The sequence below is a fragment of the Alteromonas portus genome (assembly GCF_005117025.1).
Taxonomy (GTDB): Bacteria; Pseudomonadota; Gammaproteobacteria; order Enterobacterales; family Alteromonadaceae; genus Alteromonas; species Alteromonas portus.
The window spans coordinates 62,926-80,426 of sequence record NZ_SWCO01000001.1 but is presented as its reverse complement, the minus strand read 5'-3'; the positions used below and the strand labels follow the sequence as shown (position 1 = coordinate 80,426).

13 protein-coding genes are annotated in these 17,501 nt (G+C 44.3%); 5 read left to right on the top strand and 8 right to left on the bottom strand.

Annotated features, from left to right (window positions below):
• Positions 1-124: 124 nt before the first annotated feature.
• The 4 genes from E5672_RS00320 to nudF form a co-directional block, all read right to left on the bottom strand.
• Positions 125-706, bottom strand: a complete 582-nt coding sequence (locus E5672_RS00320) for a YqiA/YcfP family alpha/beta fold hydrolase (protein ID WP_131137062.1) — start codon at positions 704-706, stop codon at positions 125-127.
• Between the two features lie 130 nt (positions 707-836).
• Positions 837-1,649 (bottom strand): metallophosphoesterase family protein, encoded by an 813-nt coding sequence (locus E5672_RS00315; protein WP_136780426.1) that lies wholly within the window; start codon positions 1,647-1,649, stop codon positions 837-839.
• Positions 1,646-2,086, bottom strand: a complete 441-nt coding sequence (locus tag E5672_RS00310) for a DUF1249 domain-containing protein (RefSeq protein ID WP_014975631.1) — start codon at positions 2,084-2,086, stop codon at positions 1,646-1,648. Before E5672_RS00310 ends, E5672_RS00315 begins: the two co-directional genes overlap by 4 nt.
• Positions 2,083-2,709: an ADP-ribose diphosphatase gene (gene nudF, locus E5672_RS00305; RefSeq protein WP_136780425.1), complete on the bottom strand. Its 627-nt coding sequence runs from the start codon at positions 2,707-2,709 to the stop codon at positions 2,083-2,085. Before nudF ends, E5672_RS00310 begins: the two co-directional genes overlap by 4 nt.
• 297 nt (positions 2,710-3,006) lie before the next feature.
• On the opposite strand from nudF, the gene tolC reads away from it, so the two are divergent.
• A complete protein-coding gene (tolC, locus tag E5672_RS00300; protein ID WP_136780424.1) occupies positions 3,007-4,404 on the top strand; it encodes an outer membrane channel protein TolC in 1,398 nt (465 codons plus the stop codon).
• Positions 4,405-4,528: 124 nt separating this feature from the next.
• On the opposite strand, the gene E5672_RS19835 is transcribed toward tolC, so the two are convergent.
• Complete coding sequence (locus tag E5672_RS19835; RefSeq protein ID WP_167483118.1) at positions 4,529-4,681, bottom strand: hypothetical protein; 153 nt, start codon at positions 4,679-4,681, stop codon at positions 4,529-4,531.
• A gap of 186 nt (positions 4,682-4,867) precedes the next feature.
• Here E5672_RS19835 and E5672_RS00295 point away from each other — a divergent pair, with 186 nt between their 5' ends.
• Complete coding sequence (locus E5672_RS00295; RefSeq protein WP_136780423.1) at positions 4,868-5,722, top strand: ion transporter; 855 nt, start codon at positions 4,868-4,870, stop codon at positions 5,720-5,722.
• Between the two features lie 206 nt (positions 5,723-5,928).
• Here E5672_RS00295 and prsT read toward each other — a convergent pair whose 3' ends face one another.
• Positions 5,929-8,703: an XrtA/PEP-CTERM system TPR-repeat protein PrsT gene (prsT, locus tag E5672_RS00290; protein WP_136780422.1), complete on the bottom strand. Its 2,775-nt coding sequence runs from the start codon at positions 8,701-8,703 to the stop codon at positions 5,929-5,931.
• Positions 8,704-9,008: 305 nt separating this feature from the next.
• Between prsT and E5672_RS00285 the strand changes: the two genes are divergently transcribed.
• From E5672_RS00285 to E5672_RS00275, 3 genes are all read left to right on the top strand, one after another.
• Complete coding sequence (locus E5672_RS00285) at positions 9,009-10,802, top strand: DEAD/DEAH box helicase (protein WP_136780421.1); 1,794 nt, start codon at positions 9,009-9,011, stop codon at positions 10,800-10,802.
• Between the two features lie 130 nt (positions 10,803-10,932).
• The gene (gene cysG / locus E5672_RS00280) at positions 10,933-12,318 is read left to right on the top strand and encodes a siroheme synthase CysG (RefSeq protein ID WP_136781021.1); all 1,386 of its coding nucleotides are present in this window, start codon (positions 10,933-10,935) and stop codon (positions 12,316-12,318) included.
• A gap of 157 nt (positions 12,319-12,475) precedes the next feature.
• Positions 12,476-13,486, top strand: a complete 1,011-nt coding sequence (locus E5672_RS00275; protein ID WP_240692119.1) for a hypothetical protein — start codon at positions 12,476-12,478, stop codon at positions 13,484-13,486.
• Between the two features lie 62 nt (positions 13,487-13,548).
• On the opposite strand, the gene E5672_RS00270 is transcribed toward E5672_RS00275, so the two are convergent.
• Together E5672_RS00270 and E5672_RS00265 are read right to left on the bottom strand one after the other, a co-directional pair.
• Complete coding sequence (locus E5672_RS00270; RefSeq protein ID WP_136780420.1) at positions 13,549-14,946, bottom strand: PhoH family protein; 1,398 nt, start codon at positions 14,944-14,946, stop codon at positions 13,549-13,551.
• Between the two features lie 293 nt (positions 14,947-15,239).
• Positions 15,240-17,315, bottom strand: coding sequence for an extracellular solute-binding protein (locus E5672_RS00265; RefSeq protein ID WP_136780419.1), 2,076 nt, complete (start codon positions 17,313-17,315; stop codon positions 15,240-15,242).
• Positions 17,316-17,501: the final 186 nt, after the last annotated feature.

Here is a 17,501-nt window from a genome sequence, read left to right as displayed (position 1 = left end):
TATGGTTGTTATTTAAGCCAGCGACAAAGAAAGAGGTACGCAGCACTAAAGTTAGCTATAGTAAGCATAGCGCCGCACAGCATAGGTTTGATGTTAGCAGGGCGAGTAAAGACTGGCAATGCGCTTATTTCAGCAAAAACTCGGCAATAGCAGGTAAGTGATTTTCATAACCTACAAAGCTGTGATCGCCACCTTCTTCAATAACCAGGTGACTTTGTGCGTACTTTTCAGCCGCTAAGCGGTAATCCAGTGTTTCATCCTCGGTCTGAAGCAGCACTTTATAATTACCTGGCGTTTTAATTGAGGCGGCTTCTAATGCTTGAATTACTCCCATATCGCTTTCTACTATTTCAAACTTTTCTTTGCTGTATGGGTTTTCATGAGTACCGATGAAGCCTTGCAATAGCTCGTAAGGGCGAACAGCAGGATTGATTAATACGGCTTTGCCACCAAACTTTTCAAGCAAAAACGTAGAGAGATACCCCCCCATTGAACTACCAATAAGTTTCAGTCCATTTTCAAGCAATGCCGGTGTATTCTCAATAAGTGAAATTAGCTGATCTTCCACTTTGCTAGGAAAATTAGACAGCTCAGGAATGTGTAAGGTAACGTTTGAATGATGCTGCTCAAAATACGCTTTAGTGGCTTGCGCCTTAATGGATTTCGGCGAACTTAAAAAGCCGTGGAGATATAAAATGTGCTGCATATTTTTCTCTATTTTGTGTTATCTGTTCTGTGTCTTTTTCTTTCTTGTTTCTTTGTCTACGCTAAACTCGAAACAAGTATGATACGGATTTTAAGGCCACACGCTCCTTTTACACCCTCTATAGCAAAACTCAACTGAGCTTCACCCTAACAACGGAAACATCCACCGAGCCGTCATCCATTAAATTTATCACCTGATACCCCGGCACTTCATTGCTAACACCAAACTCGGGCCGCATTTCCCACTGCCAACAGGTAGACGGGGCTCCGTAAGAGGGCGTATTGTGCTTTCCTATCTGCTGACGCAGAGGGGAATGTATGTGTCCGTGAATGAAGGCTTTTATTTGCGGATAAAAGCCTGTAAGCGATACTAACCGCTGAGCATCAGCTAAAAAGTGCTTATCCATCCAGCTATTTGAAGGCAACAGATGATGATGAAGCGCGATAAGATGATTGACCTGCGGCGACCTAGTTAACGATTGCTCCAACGCCTGTATATCGCTCTCTTTTACTTCCCCCGCTGCCGTGTGCATATTACTTGTAGCGCGGGTATCCATGCCGTGTATTTGCCAATTGCACAAGCTTAACGAGTCATTGCTTTGTAAGTGCCGACTGCCAAGATATTTTTCAAAGTACGAGTTATTGTCGTGATTACCCGCCAGCACAAACCATTTTATATTTGTTGACTCAATATGTTGCTCCATCAATGCGATAAAATGCTGATAGCTTTCGGGTGAATTATCGCCGCTAATATCCCCTGTAACCAGCACGACTACTTGGTGCTTTGCTCTCTGTTCTGGCGCGTTGGCAACTTTTTGAACAATGTAATTTTGGATATCAGAAAGCACGCGTGCTAGTGAATCATAGGGCGCGATGCCCGCATATCCCGTCTTATCTTTGTCTTTTAGTAAGTGGCAATCACTTAGCTGAATGAGTGTTATCACGCTTCAGAAGTAACGTTTGAGGAATGTTGCAAACAGAAGTTTAGCCATTCAGCTAAAAAGATATTCACCATGTGCTTTTCGTTACGCTGGCGCATTTTTAAATTCGGATACTCGTACGACGGTTCAAGCGCTCCCGTATTTTGGCTATTAATAACCTCTGCCATACGCGCATCGTGATATAAGCGCACCGTCATGCTGGGCGTTAAATATGAAGGCATATCTTTAGTGGTTTGCTTAATGCTTAGCGTACTGGTGTAACGAGCAGACTCTACAATGCGTATTTCATACGACAGGCCCACGCCAACCGAAAACTCATAACTCAAATCTTCTGTGTCACAGTCAGGCAGAATTCTCAAAACATGAGAATAGTTCAGTTCGCAAAGCGCCTGCATTGACGGAAGATGAGGTACGTATTTTCGTTGATTGCGTTGTGTCACGATGTCTGCCACTGCTCCAGAAGTTGTGTTTTGTGCATAAAGAACCATTGTAGCGCAATTACCGCTGCGGCGTTGTCAATATGGCCATTTTCCAACCATTCAAGGGCGGTGTTTTCTTTTATTCGGTGCACTTTAATGTCTTCAGACTCGCTTTCTAGGCCGTGAATGCCTTGCGCTTGGCTAGCATCAGTCTTTGCTATAAAAATATGTAATCTTTCTGTGGTACCGCCAGGACTCGACAAATAGCTCAGTGCTTTGGTTAATTTTTCCAGTTTAATACCTGCTTCTTCCATCGACTCTCTATGACATACTGCTTCTGGTGTTTCACCTTCATCAATCATACCGGCGATAATTTCAATTAACCAAGGGCTTGAAGATGTGGCTAACGCCCCAATTCTAACTTGCTCAATTAGCACGAACTCTTGTAGAACAGGATCGTAGGGTAAAACACCCACCGCGTGACCGCGCTCAAATATCTCTCGCGTCACCGTATCGCTCCAATCTCCATTAAAACACTTGTGCTTAAATTGATACTGATTCATGGTAAAGAAACCACGATACACTGGCTTAATGTCGGTAATTTCGACGTCATTTGAGGTAAATGAAAGGAATTCCTTGCTCATTTGCAGACACTTATGGTTCAAATAGATTTATCATACATAGTACATTTACACACCAGCCATGTATACGCATGAAAAATGCGATATGGCGTGTGAGCAAATAACAGAAAACTCATATTACAAGTCGTCTATTACTATAATAATTGCGTGGGTAGATCACATATTCTGTTACAGTTAATCGAATACTGTTACGAGTTTGGACTTTCGGTTTGTGGTTGAATTTTCATACACTTGGTTTTAAATAAGTCGTCTCTACGAATAAATGACGACGCAACTTGAACACAACAGGAAGACGTAAGCATGAAACGAACACTTCTGTCGCTAGTTATCGGTGTTTCGATGACAACTGGTGCTATAGCCGATGACCTTATGCAGGTATATCAACAAGCGCTGGCGAACGATCCATTGGTAAACCAAGCGAAAGCGCAACGTGATGCTGCGTTTGAAGGGATTAGTATAAGTCGCGCAAACTTATTGCCTCAAATTTCGGGCTCTGTTGGTTACACCATGTCAGATTCTGAACGTTTTCAACAGGCAGCGGGCGACAATGGTCTTCAGGTATTTACGACAGATACAGAAATAGACACCATCGACTACGGGTTAACGCTTTCAATGTCGTTATATGACCACGCTAACTGGCTGGGCTTAGACCGCGCTGAAAAAATTGCTGAGCAGAGCGATGCGCAACTAGCCGCTAGTATGCAAGATGTTATTGTGCGTACCGTTACTGCTTACTTTGACGTATTGCGCGCCCGTGACAATGTAGAATTCGTAGGGTCAGAAAAGCGCGCCATCGAGCGACAGCTTGAGCAAACTCGCCAGCGTTTCGAGGTTGGTTTAACTGCGATCACTGATGTTCACGAAGCGCAAGCAAACTACGACAGCACGGTAGCACAGGAAATTCAGGCAAAGAATGAACTTGAGTTTGCCTTGGAAGCTCTTCGTGTCATTACGGGTAAATATCACGACCGTCTATATGGTTTAAACACTGATAATTTCTCAGCGACTATGCCGGTACCGGCAACCGTTGATAGCTGGTTAGAAACCGCACAAGATAAGAACCTTGCGCTACTTGTCGATCGTTTAGCTATGGACGTAGCGAAAGAAGACATCGCTATCGCACGTTCGGGGCATCTACCAACCTTGGCGCTTTCTGGCAGCTATGGCCGCTCGAAAGATGATGTAGACGCCGAAATTCTTAACGACGATGGCTCTACGACTCCGTTTGGCTACGAGACACCGTACTTAAACAGCCAGTCTATTGCCGTGACATTAAGCGTTCCTATATATGAGGGCGGCAGCGTTAGTTCACAAACGTCTCAAGCAAAGTACAACTATGTAGCAGCAAGCCAAGTGGCTGAGCAAACGTACCGTCAAACTGTTCAGTCGGTTCGTAGCTCGTTTAATAATGTAAAAGCGTCTATCTCTACCATTCGCGCCCTTGAGCAGTCTGTTGTATCAGCAGATAGCGCACTTAAAGCCACAGAAGCTGGGTTTGATGTAGGTACACGTACTATTGTTGATGTATTAGATAGCACCCGTAACTTGTTTGACGCGCGCCGTAACCTTGCTGGTGCACGCTATGACTTTATCCAGTCAGTGATTACGCTTAAACAAGCGGCTGGCACATTGACAGGTGAAGATGTAGCTATGATCAACCGAGGTCTTAAGCCTGTAGAGAGTAACGCCAAAGAGTAATGCGTTTCATTTTGCGGATTAACTGCTTAAACACAACGCCAAAAGGGTAGCTACCGGCTGCCCTTTTTTGTGTCTGTTTAGTCTTTCACAACTGAGATTTGAGAGTTCGGGAAATACCTATTCCCTATTTGGTACAAGAAAACCTTTGTAAAGCACCTAACAGCTGCCGATATTCAGCACATAACGCTTCGGCATTTTGTTTAGTCATTACAAAATTAGATAAACGCGCTGAAACAGCACGTAATTTTTCTTGCAACAGCCGTAACTCATCATCCATGATTATGCCCTTTAAAATTTTCTGTCTTTGATGATGTTATATATGCAGGACAAAAGGCTTTAAAACCACCTTTTCGCCCCTACATTGTGGCACATAATATGTGCAAACAACGACTTTAGTATAACGCCAAGTTGATTTACGACAAGCCTCTTGGTCTATTGATTTTCCCTTGAGTGATAAATAAAAATGCAAGCCTCTGAACTACAAAACAAATTTGAGCGCATTAGAGCGAACAAATGGTTTGAAGCCTTTGTTATTAGCGTAATCGTTATTTCAGCCCTACTTGTTGGTGCTAAGACCTATGAGCTTCCTGCTGGTATGTCGTCGGTCACCTTATTTCTAGACTGGTTTATTAGTGCGTTTTTCTTAACTGAAATTACCATTCGTTTTTTAGCGGAAAAACGAAAGCGCTATTTTTTCAAGAGCTTTTGGAACTGGTTCGACACACTCATTGTAATAATCAGCCTTATTCCGGCCGACGATACCGAGCTTGCTCTGATAGCCCGTTTGGTTAGGGTATTCCGCGTACTTCGTATGATTTCAATCATTCCAGAGCTAAGAATATTACTTGTGTCGTTAGTTAAAGCTTTACCCCAGCTTGGCTATGTCATGCTGCTAATGTTTATTATCTTTTATATCTATGCCGCGGTGGGCAGTACGCTATTTGAAACTATAAATCCTGTGCTGTGGGGCGACATCACCATCTCTATGCTAACGCTCTTTAGGATCATGACCTTTGAAGATTGGACTGATGTGATGTACGAAACCCAAGAGGTGTACTCGCTAAGCTGGATTTTCTACTTAACCTTTATCTTCTTTACCGCATTCGCCTTCCTTAATATGGTTATCGGCATTGTGGTAAACGTGATGGAAAGAGAAAACGAAAAAGCAAGGGCAGAAAAAGAAGCCGCAATACTTGAAGAGCAAATTGCACAAGGTCACGTAGAGCCTACTTTGCATGATGTTTTAAAAGAGCTGCGCGAACTTAGGGCTCAAGTTGCATCTCAAAGTAACAAAGAATACGTGAGCAAAGCTGACTAACAAGCTCGGCAGAAACCTTTTTGCCGAAGCCTCTTTGGTACATGCTGTGATTTAACACCAATCCGCATTTCTCGCGCTCTGGGCATTTACACGGAAAAGTTGAATGCGTAGATAAACCGAAGGCCACAATAAGTGGCCTTCGTTCGTATTTGGCTTTTATAACGCAACAAAACAAGCCCGCTAGTGCTCTGTTCGTTGAACTAGCATTACACTCCGTATTGCTGCTTAAGGCTCTCCGCTCTTTGCTTAGCAGCATCAGAAGTAAACTCTCTACTTGCTAAGCGTCGTTTTGCCAACGCTTTTTTATCTAGCTCAAGCAATAAGGCTACGTGGTTTAAATACACCTCATCATTAGCAATTGGCCCTGTTGATATTTGTTCATAGAGCTTCAAAGCTTCGGCTTTTTGGCCCTTGGCAATATAAATTTGAGCAAGAGTATCCACCGCATCAGCATTTTCTTGCTGTAGCGATACAGCCTTCTTCGCAAGCTCTTCAGCTCGCTTCAGATTTTTATCTTCAAATGCCAAATACGCCAAATTATTGAGTACTACAAAATTGTCAGGCGTTTTGGTGAGAATAAGTTCATAGGTTTTAATTGCTGCGGCTCTGTCTTTTCCTATCTGACGCTCAGCTAATAACATTGCACTTTGAACGTCGTTATTGTTCGCATTCACATGCTTTTGAAGAAAGCTAAACGCTTGCGCTTTTTCACCCGACATCTCAAGTGCCGCTACAAGTAACAGTGCATTGTCTGAATTTGAAGTGGCATCATAAGCCGCTTTTGCGTGCTCAACGGCTTGTTCGGGCGCTTTATCTATAAGATGTAAACGCGCAATTATCCCTCTAACAAACGGCAGCGCCTTAACGTCGTCAGAGGTACCGTTAACAATATCCCACGCAGGTTTAGCTTGACCAAGGCGACTGTGGAAATAGGCCTTAAGCAAGGTTAGCTGCGCGTCTGGACGCTTTGCCAAGACTTTGTTGGTTAAGTCTAAGCCTTGCTGGAATTGCTTTTGTGAATCAACAATAAGCAACTTACCCAACACGGCATTTTTATCTTGCGGATAAAATGACAGCCAGCGGTCAAAGAAAGCCGTGGCATCTTTCACATTATTGCTGGCAATAAGTGCCTGACCTTTTAAGTTCCAAAAAGCCTGAGGTGACGACTCGTCACCCTGAACGTCGGCCAACAGCGAAACGGTTTTATCTAGCTGGTCATTTAACGAATACATTCTTGCCAGCAACAGGCGTAGGTTTACGTCGCCTTTTTTCCCATTGAACTGGGCTTGTGTATGCTTAATTACGGCGTCAGCATTACCCTTTTCCATCGCCAGTGCAAACCATAGTGCTAACCCTTGAACGTCTGAAGGGTTCTCGTCTATGAAGGCGCGAATAAATGCTATCGCATTATCTTTTTTGCCCTCAGCAACAAGTAGCTTAGCTCTAGAATACGTAACCTCGTTACCCGCATCTTTAAGCTCGCTTGCTCTATCGAAATACTGTGCCGCTTCTTGGTATGCACCTTCTGCCGTCGCAATATTGCCCAGATAAATTAACGGTGCCGCAGTGTTTGGTGATGCTTCATGCCATTCCTTCGCTGCACTTTTTGCTTTATCAAGCTGATTAGTGGCTATGTAAGCGCGCAGCAATGTCGCTTGCGACGTTACAGATTCAGGCGACTGCTCGACCGCTTGTTCAAGATTCACTAGCCCATCAATGTCGTTTAAAGACAGCTGTAAAACACCCAAACGGGATAAGTCTTCGGCTGTGGTACTCACCTCTTCAGACTTTTCTACCATTTGCTTTGCACCAACTACATTGCCTTGTCTAAGTAATTGATAGCTGGCTTTCGAAAATAAGGCCGCATCAATACCTTGCTCACCTTCTACTCTCGCTAATACTTCAAGTGCTTCATCATTTTCACCAAGTTGCAGCATGCTGTCTGCCAACATACGAAGGCCAGGGTGATTATCAGGGAGGCTTGAAGCCACCATAGTGAGATGACGCTGGGCCGCCTCAAAATCTTGTATTTGATATGCACTAAAGCCTGCAACTAAGCGAACCACTTGATCGCTTCTTCCGTTCTGAACAGCGACTTCCAAATGTTCAAGGGCTTTTGCGTAGTTTTCGTTAGCCGATTCAATAATACCTTTAAAGGTATTAAGCAATGGATGGTTCTCATTCAATACCAACAGGTCATCGACAATTGGCTGTGCTTTATCAAGATCTCTTATCTCAATAAGAAGCGCGGCATAGGCAAACTTGCTCGTTACGTCGTCTGGAAACTGGCCAACATAAACGCCGTACACCTCGGCCGCTTTGTCTGGCTCGCCTTTTTGAAGATAAATTTTCGCGAGTTGCTGTAATACGTCTTTGTTAGTCGGCGCTTGTTCACGCAATGCTTCTGTTGCTTCTAGTGCGCCATCTATATCGTTGTCTAGCACAAACGCATAGCTATCGATAAGCCCTTTGTAGACCGAACTGGTATCTAGGGTAGACAGCTCAGCAAGGAGCGCTTGCGCTTCTTCGTTTTTACCAAGTTGCATTAGTGCTTGCAGCTTATAAAAACCTACTTCTGCAGATTCAACCGCTGTCATCCCTTCAGCGCGATAGTCTACGTCGGCCAGCGCATTTTCTGCCCCAGACTGTTGATAGGCGATGGATAACAACGGAATAACCTGGCTAGCGGGGTACCCTAAATCCATGGCTTTGTTAAGCTCTTTCTCTGCTGCCGCATAGTTATTTTGCTGCAAATACAGTTTGCCTAATTCAAAGCGTGGTTCTGACGCATTAGGCCCTTTTTGAATTGCGTTTTTATATTCGACAATAGCAGCGTCAATCTGTTGTTGAGAGACGTAGTTCCTTGCATCGGCCAGATGGCTCTCCATCGACTTTTCGCTACACCCTGACAAAAGAGCACTGGTTAACATTACTGCTAACGTCGTGCGTTTAATTAATGTATTAGTTCTATGCTTTGTCATTGTAATTCCTTGCCCTTCCTCAAATTTTTATTGTCACTTTTTTGCACATTGTAAAAAGCACCCACCATACTGCTTATTATTTCATCGAATTTGTGCAATTTCGTGGCAACCTTGCCATTATTCGAATATAATACTGTTTTTTGCAACACTGCTGGCAAGCATATCGCGAAATACGCTACGAATACGCTCCATAAACTCGCCCGAAAGGCCAGTTCATCGCTGTATAGCGTCTTGCGATAATAAACCGAAAAAGTACGGTTTAATCGTATGCCGCACCCTCCTTACTTAATGCACCAGGATCCTTAATGACCACAACTGTCGACATGACATTTAAAGACCTCAATTTACCAGAACCTATCTTACAAGCCCTTGAAAAAGTTGGCTACGAGAAACCGTCTCCTATTCAAGCTGAGAGTATTCCTCTTTTACTTGAAGGGCACGATTTACTCGGTCAGGCACAGACAGGGACAGGAAAAACCGCTGCGTTTGCCCTGCCCATGTTGGCAAATATCGATCCTGAAGAACGTAAGCCGCAATTACTGGTATTGGCCCCAACCCGTGAACTAGCTATTCAGGTTGCAGAGGCGTTTCAGGTTTATGCGAGCTTTAGTCAAAAAATTAAAGTACTTCCAGTATACGGCGGTCAGTCGTACGACAACCAAATTCGCCAGCTTAAGCGCGGCGTTCAGGTGGTTGTTGGTACGCCAGGCCGTATCATCGACCATATTAAACGCAAAACACTAGACTTAAGCGAACTTAAGTTCCTAGTGCTAGACGAAGCTGACGAAATGCTTCGTATGGGCTTTATCGATGACGTTGAACTTATTCTAAGCCACGCACCAGAAGAGCGCCAAACTGCGCTGTTCTCGGCAACCATGCCTGGCCCAATCAAGAAAATTACACAGCGTTATTTGAAAGACCCTAAGCATGTAAAAATTGCGTCTAAGGTGAGTACTGCTAGCACTATCCGCCAGCGTTTTTGCCAAATTGCACCGCACCACAAACTTGAAGCGCTAACGCGCATCATGGAAGTGGAAGTGTTTGACGGCATGATCATTTTCGTACGTACGAAAACCGCTACGGTTGAATTAGCAGATAAACTATCTGCCCGTGGTTACGATGTAGAGCCGCTAAACGGTGATATTCCTCAGGCAGCCCGTGAGCGTACTGTTGAAAAGCTTAAACAGGGTAAGATCGACATTCTTGTTGCGACTGACGTAGTAGCCCGTGGTCTTGACGTTGAGCGTGTAAGTCACGTTATCAACTTTGATATCCCGTACGACAGTGAATCTTACGTTCACCGTATTGGTCGTACAGGTCGTGCAGGACGCCAAGGTGACGCAATCCTGTTCATTTCTCACCGTGAAAAGCGCTTGTTGTACTCTATCGAGAAAACCACTAAGCAGCCTATTGAAGCAATGCCAATTCCTTCAATAAGCGAAATTAATGAAACACGTTTAAGCCGCTTCAAACAATCAGTTGCTGAAGCAACTCAAGACGATAGCATTGAATCACTTATGCCTATCGTTGAGATGATTAAGGAAGAAAACGAAGCGTCTCCTGAAGTATTGATGGCAGCATTGCTTAAAATTGCGCAAGGCGACGAACCGTTAATTCTTAAAGAATCAGATCGTCCAGATATTAACAGCAAGCCTCAGCGCGATAACCGTGATAGAAACTCTCGCGATGGTCGTGATGGCCGCGAAAGAAAGCCAAGAGTACCTCGTGGAAACCGCAAGCCTGAAGAAGGCATGCAGCGCTTCCGCATTGAGGTAGGTCACGTACATGGCGCGAAGCCTGGCAACATCGTTGGCGCTATTGCTAATGAAGCTAACATTAATTCTAAGCACATTGGCGCTATCGAAATTTATGATAACTTCAGTACGGTTGACCTTCCTGAAGGCATGCCAAAAGAAACTCGTGATACCCTACAAGGTACTCGTGTTGCGGGTCAGCGTTTGAATATTCGCGAATGGTCTGACACGCCTCCAGCTAAAGGTCGTGGCGATCGTGGTAACCGTGGTGACAGAGCACCTCGCGGCAACCGTGAAGACCGTCCAAATCGCGGAGACCGCGAAAACCGTAAGCGTAAGAACTAAATAGCAATACATTCAGCTTTTATATAACTAATTGCAATATAAAGGCTGTTTTCGTTGTTTTCTTATTAAAAAGAATTGGCGCAAAATAGTGTCAGTTCTTTTTTTTGTATTTGAAGCTAAGAAAAACTTTATGGATTACTTTCCGTTATTTCTAGATGCCAGAAAACTCAATGTCCTAATTGTTGGGGCTGGTGAAGTAGCAGCCCGTAAGCTAGAGCTTATAATGAAGACTCCTGCGACCATTACCGTAGTGGCGCCTTGGGTTTGCGATACGGTGAAGCAGTTGGCACTTAATGAGAAAGTGACACTCATTGAACGCGAGTTTGAAAATAGCGATCTCACCCATAAAGATATGGTTTTCATTGCCACCGACAAAGGCGATGTAAATCAACATATTCACGACTTAGCGCGCGCTAATAAAGTATTAGTAAATGTGGTGGACAACACACCGCTTTGCCAATTTATTACTCCTTCTATTGTTGACCGTTCTCCTATTGTCATTGCGATGAGTAGTGGTGGCGTAGCGCCGGTACTGCTTCGTTATTTGCGTCAAAAGTTAGAAACGGTATTACCTGCTAACTTAAGTCGACTGGGTGCGTTTTCTGAAAAATTCCGCGATAAAGTAAAACAAACCTTAAACGGTGTTACCGCTAGACGTTACTTCTGGGAAGACGTACTCGATGGCGATATTGCTGAAATGGTAGAAAAAGGCCAAGACAAAAAAGCTGATGAGGCGTTTGAATTGGCACTACAGGCCGCCGCCGAAGACAAAAAAGTAGAAGGCCAAGTATATCTGGTGGGGGCTGGCCCTGGCGATCCAGACTTACTTACCTTTCGTGCCCTTCGTTTAATGCAAAAAGCTGATGTGGTGGTATATGACCGTTTAGTCTCACCCCAAATTCTAGAGCTTGTGCGCCGTGACGCCGAGAAAATCTATGTGGGCAAGGCCAAAAGCAATCACACGCTTCCTCAGGGCGATATTAACCAGCTAATGGTTGATGAGGCCAAAAAAGGCAATCGCGTAGTGCGTCTAAAGGGCGGCGACCCATTCATATTTGGGCGTGGTGGAGAAGAAATTCAAACCCTTATTCAGCACGGTATTGAGTTTCAGGTAGTTCCCGGCATTACCGCAGCGAGCGGTGCGTCAAGCTATGCGGGTATTCCGCTTACCCATAGAGATCACGCACAATCTGTGGTGTTTGCTACAGGCCATTTAAAAAACGGCACTATAGAGCTCAACTGGCCAGCCCTTGCACAAAAAAATCAAACTGCAGTGTTCTACATGGGGCTAACAGGTCTACCCATTATCTGCGAGAAGATGATTGAGCACGGATTAGATGCATCAACACCGATTGCGCTGGTTCAGTCAGCAACCACTGAAAAGCAGCAAGTGTTAACAGGCACCCTAGCAGATATTGTTGCTAAGCAAGAAGAAGCGCAGCTGCAGCCCCCTACATTAATCATTGTAGGTAGTGTGGTAAGCCTTCACGATGAGTTAAACTGGTTTAATGATTAGGCGACGAATGTCGCCTAATTTTTATCCGAAAGACAACGCCTTAATTAATACGCGCTTTATACCGCCTGCTCATTTCGTTTGGGCATAAACTTGTTTTTTACACACAGGCGCGCATACTCAATACACTACGAATAAGTGAAATACGGTGCGCATACCAGTGGCAAATAAAACGCCTAGCAGCTATTTGTCTACATCGAGTGTTTATTTGCCTTGCGGCTTAAGGCCAGCGGGCGTACTTTTGCTGCTTTCCACCATGCTCTTTTCGTTTATTGCCCACAGCGAACAGCTTCAGTACAAGAAAATAAAAACTGATACAGGTGTTAGCTTCAGTTATGTTTGGTTAGATAACGATAATGCGAGACAATCGATTTCCTTCGAGCTACCCAACAGTGCGCTTAAAGAGGCCCCCTCGCGACAAGCCAACTACAAACCAAAGATTGCTCAGCGATACATTACCGTTGCGCTCACTGAAGAAGCAAAAAAAATAGATCCAAAAGTTGCTCGTGTGAAAATAACGCCAAAACGCGAGTCGATTGATATCCAGGTTACAGGCTCAGACGAAGCACAAGTTGAAGAAATACTCAGCAAGTTAAAGGCTATTCAGCAGCAAGAGTACGACCAATACCTGCAAGACCATTACTTTACGCGGTTCACAACCTTATTTAACCAACAAGCAATAAAACCCGATCACGTGCGATATGTTGCTGAGTCGGTAAAACCCCTAGTCGCAGCATCGCAAGCGTTTTATGAAAAAGTGGCTTCAGAGTCAGATTCCAGAGCCTATTTCTCATTGATTCTTAGCTGGCTTCAAAGTATCCCGTACGACACTTTGGAAGATAGAGTTGCAAGCAACGGTTCTGGCTATGCGCCGCCTGTCAGCGTAATTATGCAAAATTTAGGTGATTGCGATAGTAAAGCGGTACTGGCGTCGTCAATGGTGCGCGCATTTTTGCCGTCGACAAAGATGATTATGGTATTTTTGCCGAATCATGCTTTGCTTGGCATTGCGTTAACGCCAATGGTCGATGATAGAACCATAGAGTACGAGGGCGACACCTACGTGCTCTATGACCCAACTGGTCCCGCACTCATTCCGTTTGGACAAGTATCTGAAGATACTGAACGCCACATTGTAACAGGGCGCTATCAAGTGGAAGTCGTAGAGTAAAAAACAAAAAGCGCCTTTGCGATAAAGGCGCTTTAGTTAAAATGCTCGATAAGGAGGGAGCTTTACAAGTTTTCTTCTGCAAAACTCGCAAGACGACTTCTTACCACACCATCTAGGTTAATGGTGGCACTGCCTGAGAAGTCTTTAAACTTCTCAACTAAGTAAGTAAGCCCCGACGTCACAGCACTTAAGTAGTTGCTATCAATCTGCGCTAAGTTACCACCCACTATCAGCTTCGTTCCTTCACCACAGCGTGTGATGATGGTTTTAAGCTGTGACGCGGTTAAGTTTTGCGACTCATCCAAAATCACAATGGCATTTTGAATACTTCTACCTCGCATAAAGTTCACCGACTTATACTGAATGTTGGCTTTTTCCATGATGTAATTCATCGAGCCTTTTGTATTTTCGTCATGTTTGTGAAGCACTTCGAGAGAGTCGGTAATCGCCGCCAGCCAAGGCAGCATTTTTTCTTCTTCCGTTCCCGGCAAGAAGCCAATAGACTCAGCGATTTCCGGCGTGCTGCGCGTTACGATGATTTTGTCGTACATGTTGCGCTCTACCACCATTTCAAGGGCAGCGGCTAGCGCAAGTAGCGTTTTACCACTTCCGGCAGGACCTGTGAGAATAACCATATCAATATGTGGGTCGAGTAGCGCATGAAGCGCCATGGCCTGGCCAATATTTTTAGGTGTAATACCCCAGGCGTGGCGACCCATTAAGCGTTCGTAGCCTAAGTCCAGTACCTCTAGGTGATCGTCAGTAATCTCTTCTACCAAGCCTGCGAATTGTTTCGTTTCATCAAGCAAAAACTCGTTGATATACGCCTCTGGAAGCATGGATTTTGGTATGGTGTGAATGGTGTCACGGCCCTCACTGCGGCTATCCACACTTTTTACGCTGTCCCAGAAATTTCCCTCAAAAGTATGGAACCCACGAGATAAGTACTTAATGTCGGTAATGAGTTGGTCGGTGCGGTAGTCTTCAACATGAGCAAGGCCTGCCCCTTTCGCCTTAAGACGCATGTTTAAGTCTTTGGTTACCAGCACCACTTTTTGCGGCGCGAACGTCTTTTGCAAGTGAAGCGCTACGTTAATAATGCGGTTGTCGTTCTCATTACTGGTAAAAACCTGTTGGGCCTCAACCATATTCAAATCGGCAAAGATAGATAAGCTTCCTGATGGAGCCGTTTGCCCTGCTCCCAACCCTTCCATTGATACGCCCGCAAGCATATCTTCTGGTGTAGCATCGTGGAGTAAATCCTCCATCGCCCGAATAGAAACTCGTGCGTCACGCGCCACGTCTTTTTTGCTGTCTTTTATGTAGTCGAGTTCTTCCAATACAGTCATTGGAATAACCACGTCGTGTTCTTTAAATGAGAGAAAAGCGTGAGGTTCGTGCAGCAGAATATTGGTATCGAGGACGTAAATCTTAGTATCGGTAGAATTTTTTCTTGGCATCCTTCACTCCGGTAAATAAAGCCAGGTTAGCCGTTTTATTCATTTATGAACGCACGCGCTAACAAGCTACAGTTACGGTTGTAGGAGAATGCCGCTCGAAACAGGACTTCTTCCCCTACTCGCGTCGACTGAGAAGCAGTACTACACTTTCTGCCTCAAAGGCTCGTTTGTTAATTTAGCGAACCCTTAATTCCACCATAATCCAGTTTTTGAGATTTAGCACTGTTTTTTCTTTTTTATTTTTTGCCCGGATCAGTTTTCACCCACTCAATAACCGCTTTTATGCGCCCCCTCTACTTTTCTTTTTCTGCGTAATATCCAGCCCGTTCCAAAATAATCTGAGTGTGACTTTGGGCGCGCTCTAGGGCCTTTCTTACGCTCTGTTTACCGGTAACCACATCATTAATTTGTGCCCCTACTGCGTAGCCAATCGCAGTAAACTCAGGAATAGGGATAAACTGACTTCCTATCATAGACTTACTCGGATCATCGCTGGAGAGCAATTTCAACGCTTGATGTTCAAAAGCAGCGTAAGGCACGGCTTGCTGATAGGAGCTTGAATAAGTTGAGTGTCGTGTGCCTGAAGGGGCCGCGTATTCTCCACGGGCTTTCTTTAGTTCATCAATAAAAGCTTTAGACGTTAAAAAGTGTGCAATTGACTGAGCCTCATCCACATATTGAGATTGTTTCGGTACTGCAAAATTCCATGACCAAAACCATTGCGCCCCCTTCTGTTGGTTACCCAGCGGCGCATACGTTACGCCAGTGAATTGAGTAACCTTTGAGAAACCTTTATCAAATAGAGCGCCACCTAAGGAAGAGGCGTCGATAAAAAACGCTAATTTCCCTTCTGCAAAGAGCTTTTGATTCTCTTGCCACCCCATATTTTTGTTATCAGGAGGCCCATAATTTTTAGCAAGATCAGCATACATGCTCACAGCATCAAACCACGCTTTGCTGTCTAATGTAGGCTGCATTTTTTCATCTAACCACGATGCGCCATAAGTGTTGGCCATGGTACTAACCAGTGCCATATTCTGCCCCCACCCCACTCGCGTTCTAAGCCCAACACCATAGACTTCCTTTTCAGGCCTATGTATTTGCTTGGCGAGCACTTTAACATCCTTATAAGTAAGCACAGTAGGAAGGCTTAGGTTTAAGTTATCGAGTAGATCGGTTCGATAGAAAGTGAGCGTAGTTTCAGCAACGAATGGTAACCCATAAAGCGCTCCATTAACGGTGTTAGCGAGCAGTGCGGCCGGAATAATATCCTTTATATCGTAATTATCAGGATGTGTACTAAAAGGAACAAGAATGTCTCGCTTAGCCCAAATGGGAAGCCCATAGTTTCCTATTAACACCAAATCGAAGCGGTTTTCGTTAACAGAAAAGTCGCCGAGCAGCCTACGCCGCAACACGGTTTCATCCATTATTTGCCACTGGATGTTTAACTGTGACAGGGGGGAGTCGTATTCGTCTAAGTATGCTTTGGCATGAAAGACAGCATTGATATCGGGTGCGCCAACAATCAATGCTTTTTCATTATCAGACGCTTTGTATACGCCATATTTTTCAAGTGTGCGAGTTACATGACCTGACTGTTTTTGCTTTCGTAAGGCTTCGTTGAACTTCTCAATTAATGCGGAAGATTCAGGCTTTTGTTTGGAAAGTGCTAGATGAAAAGAGCTTTCCACTTCCTGACCAGGAATAAATATAAACTCTCCTATGAGGCTAGGACGCTCATTAACTAATGCCTCCTTCGCGCTGTATTTATCAATAAACAAAACATCTATTCGCTCTCTTCCCAGCAAATCTAGAAGGTTAACCGTAGACTTTCCCGGGAACATATTGAAAAACGTTTCGTTTGATATGAACTTTGGCGCGATTGTGCCTCTTAAATACCCAATCCCACGTAAGTTTTGCTGTTTAAGCCAACTGACAAGGTCGGGGATTTCGCTGTGACCTTGTAAGTCTTTGGCCCTTATTAAGAACCCACTTGCTCCGGCTGGAATAGCATCCGATATAAAAAATGCGTCATTGAAACGCTCGTAGTCATGAACAGGGAATACACCGTCAACGGCGCCCTGTCTCGCCAACATTAAAGCCCTTGCATGAGGGTAATGCTCTACGTTTAGCGATTCACCTAACTCTTCAAAAGCCTTTACTACTATTTCATTTACATACCCTTTCGACACGTCTTTGCTGTCACTAAAGGGGCTTACCTCTGATGTTGCAAGCAAAATAGAACTTGCAGATGCAAAATTGGCACAAACTAGAAAGGCCAGACATAGTACATACAATGCCACCGATTTTTTAGGCACCGATGTACGGGTAAAAAAGTAAACAACACCACCCGTAGCCTTTGGCATTATATAATTCTCTGTGTTCATTAGATGAAGTTTAAATAGCAGATAAAAACAAAAAGTGCGTTATTATCGAGTAAATTACCACAAAATCAGCCAATAACCATTAACATTGCAGTAACATTGATTATCAAGAACAGGCAAAACGGTAGATACTCGTTGCCATCATTAATACGCAAAAGCAGCTAATCA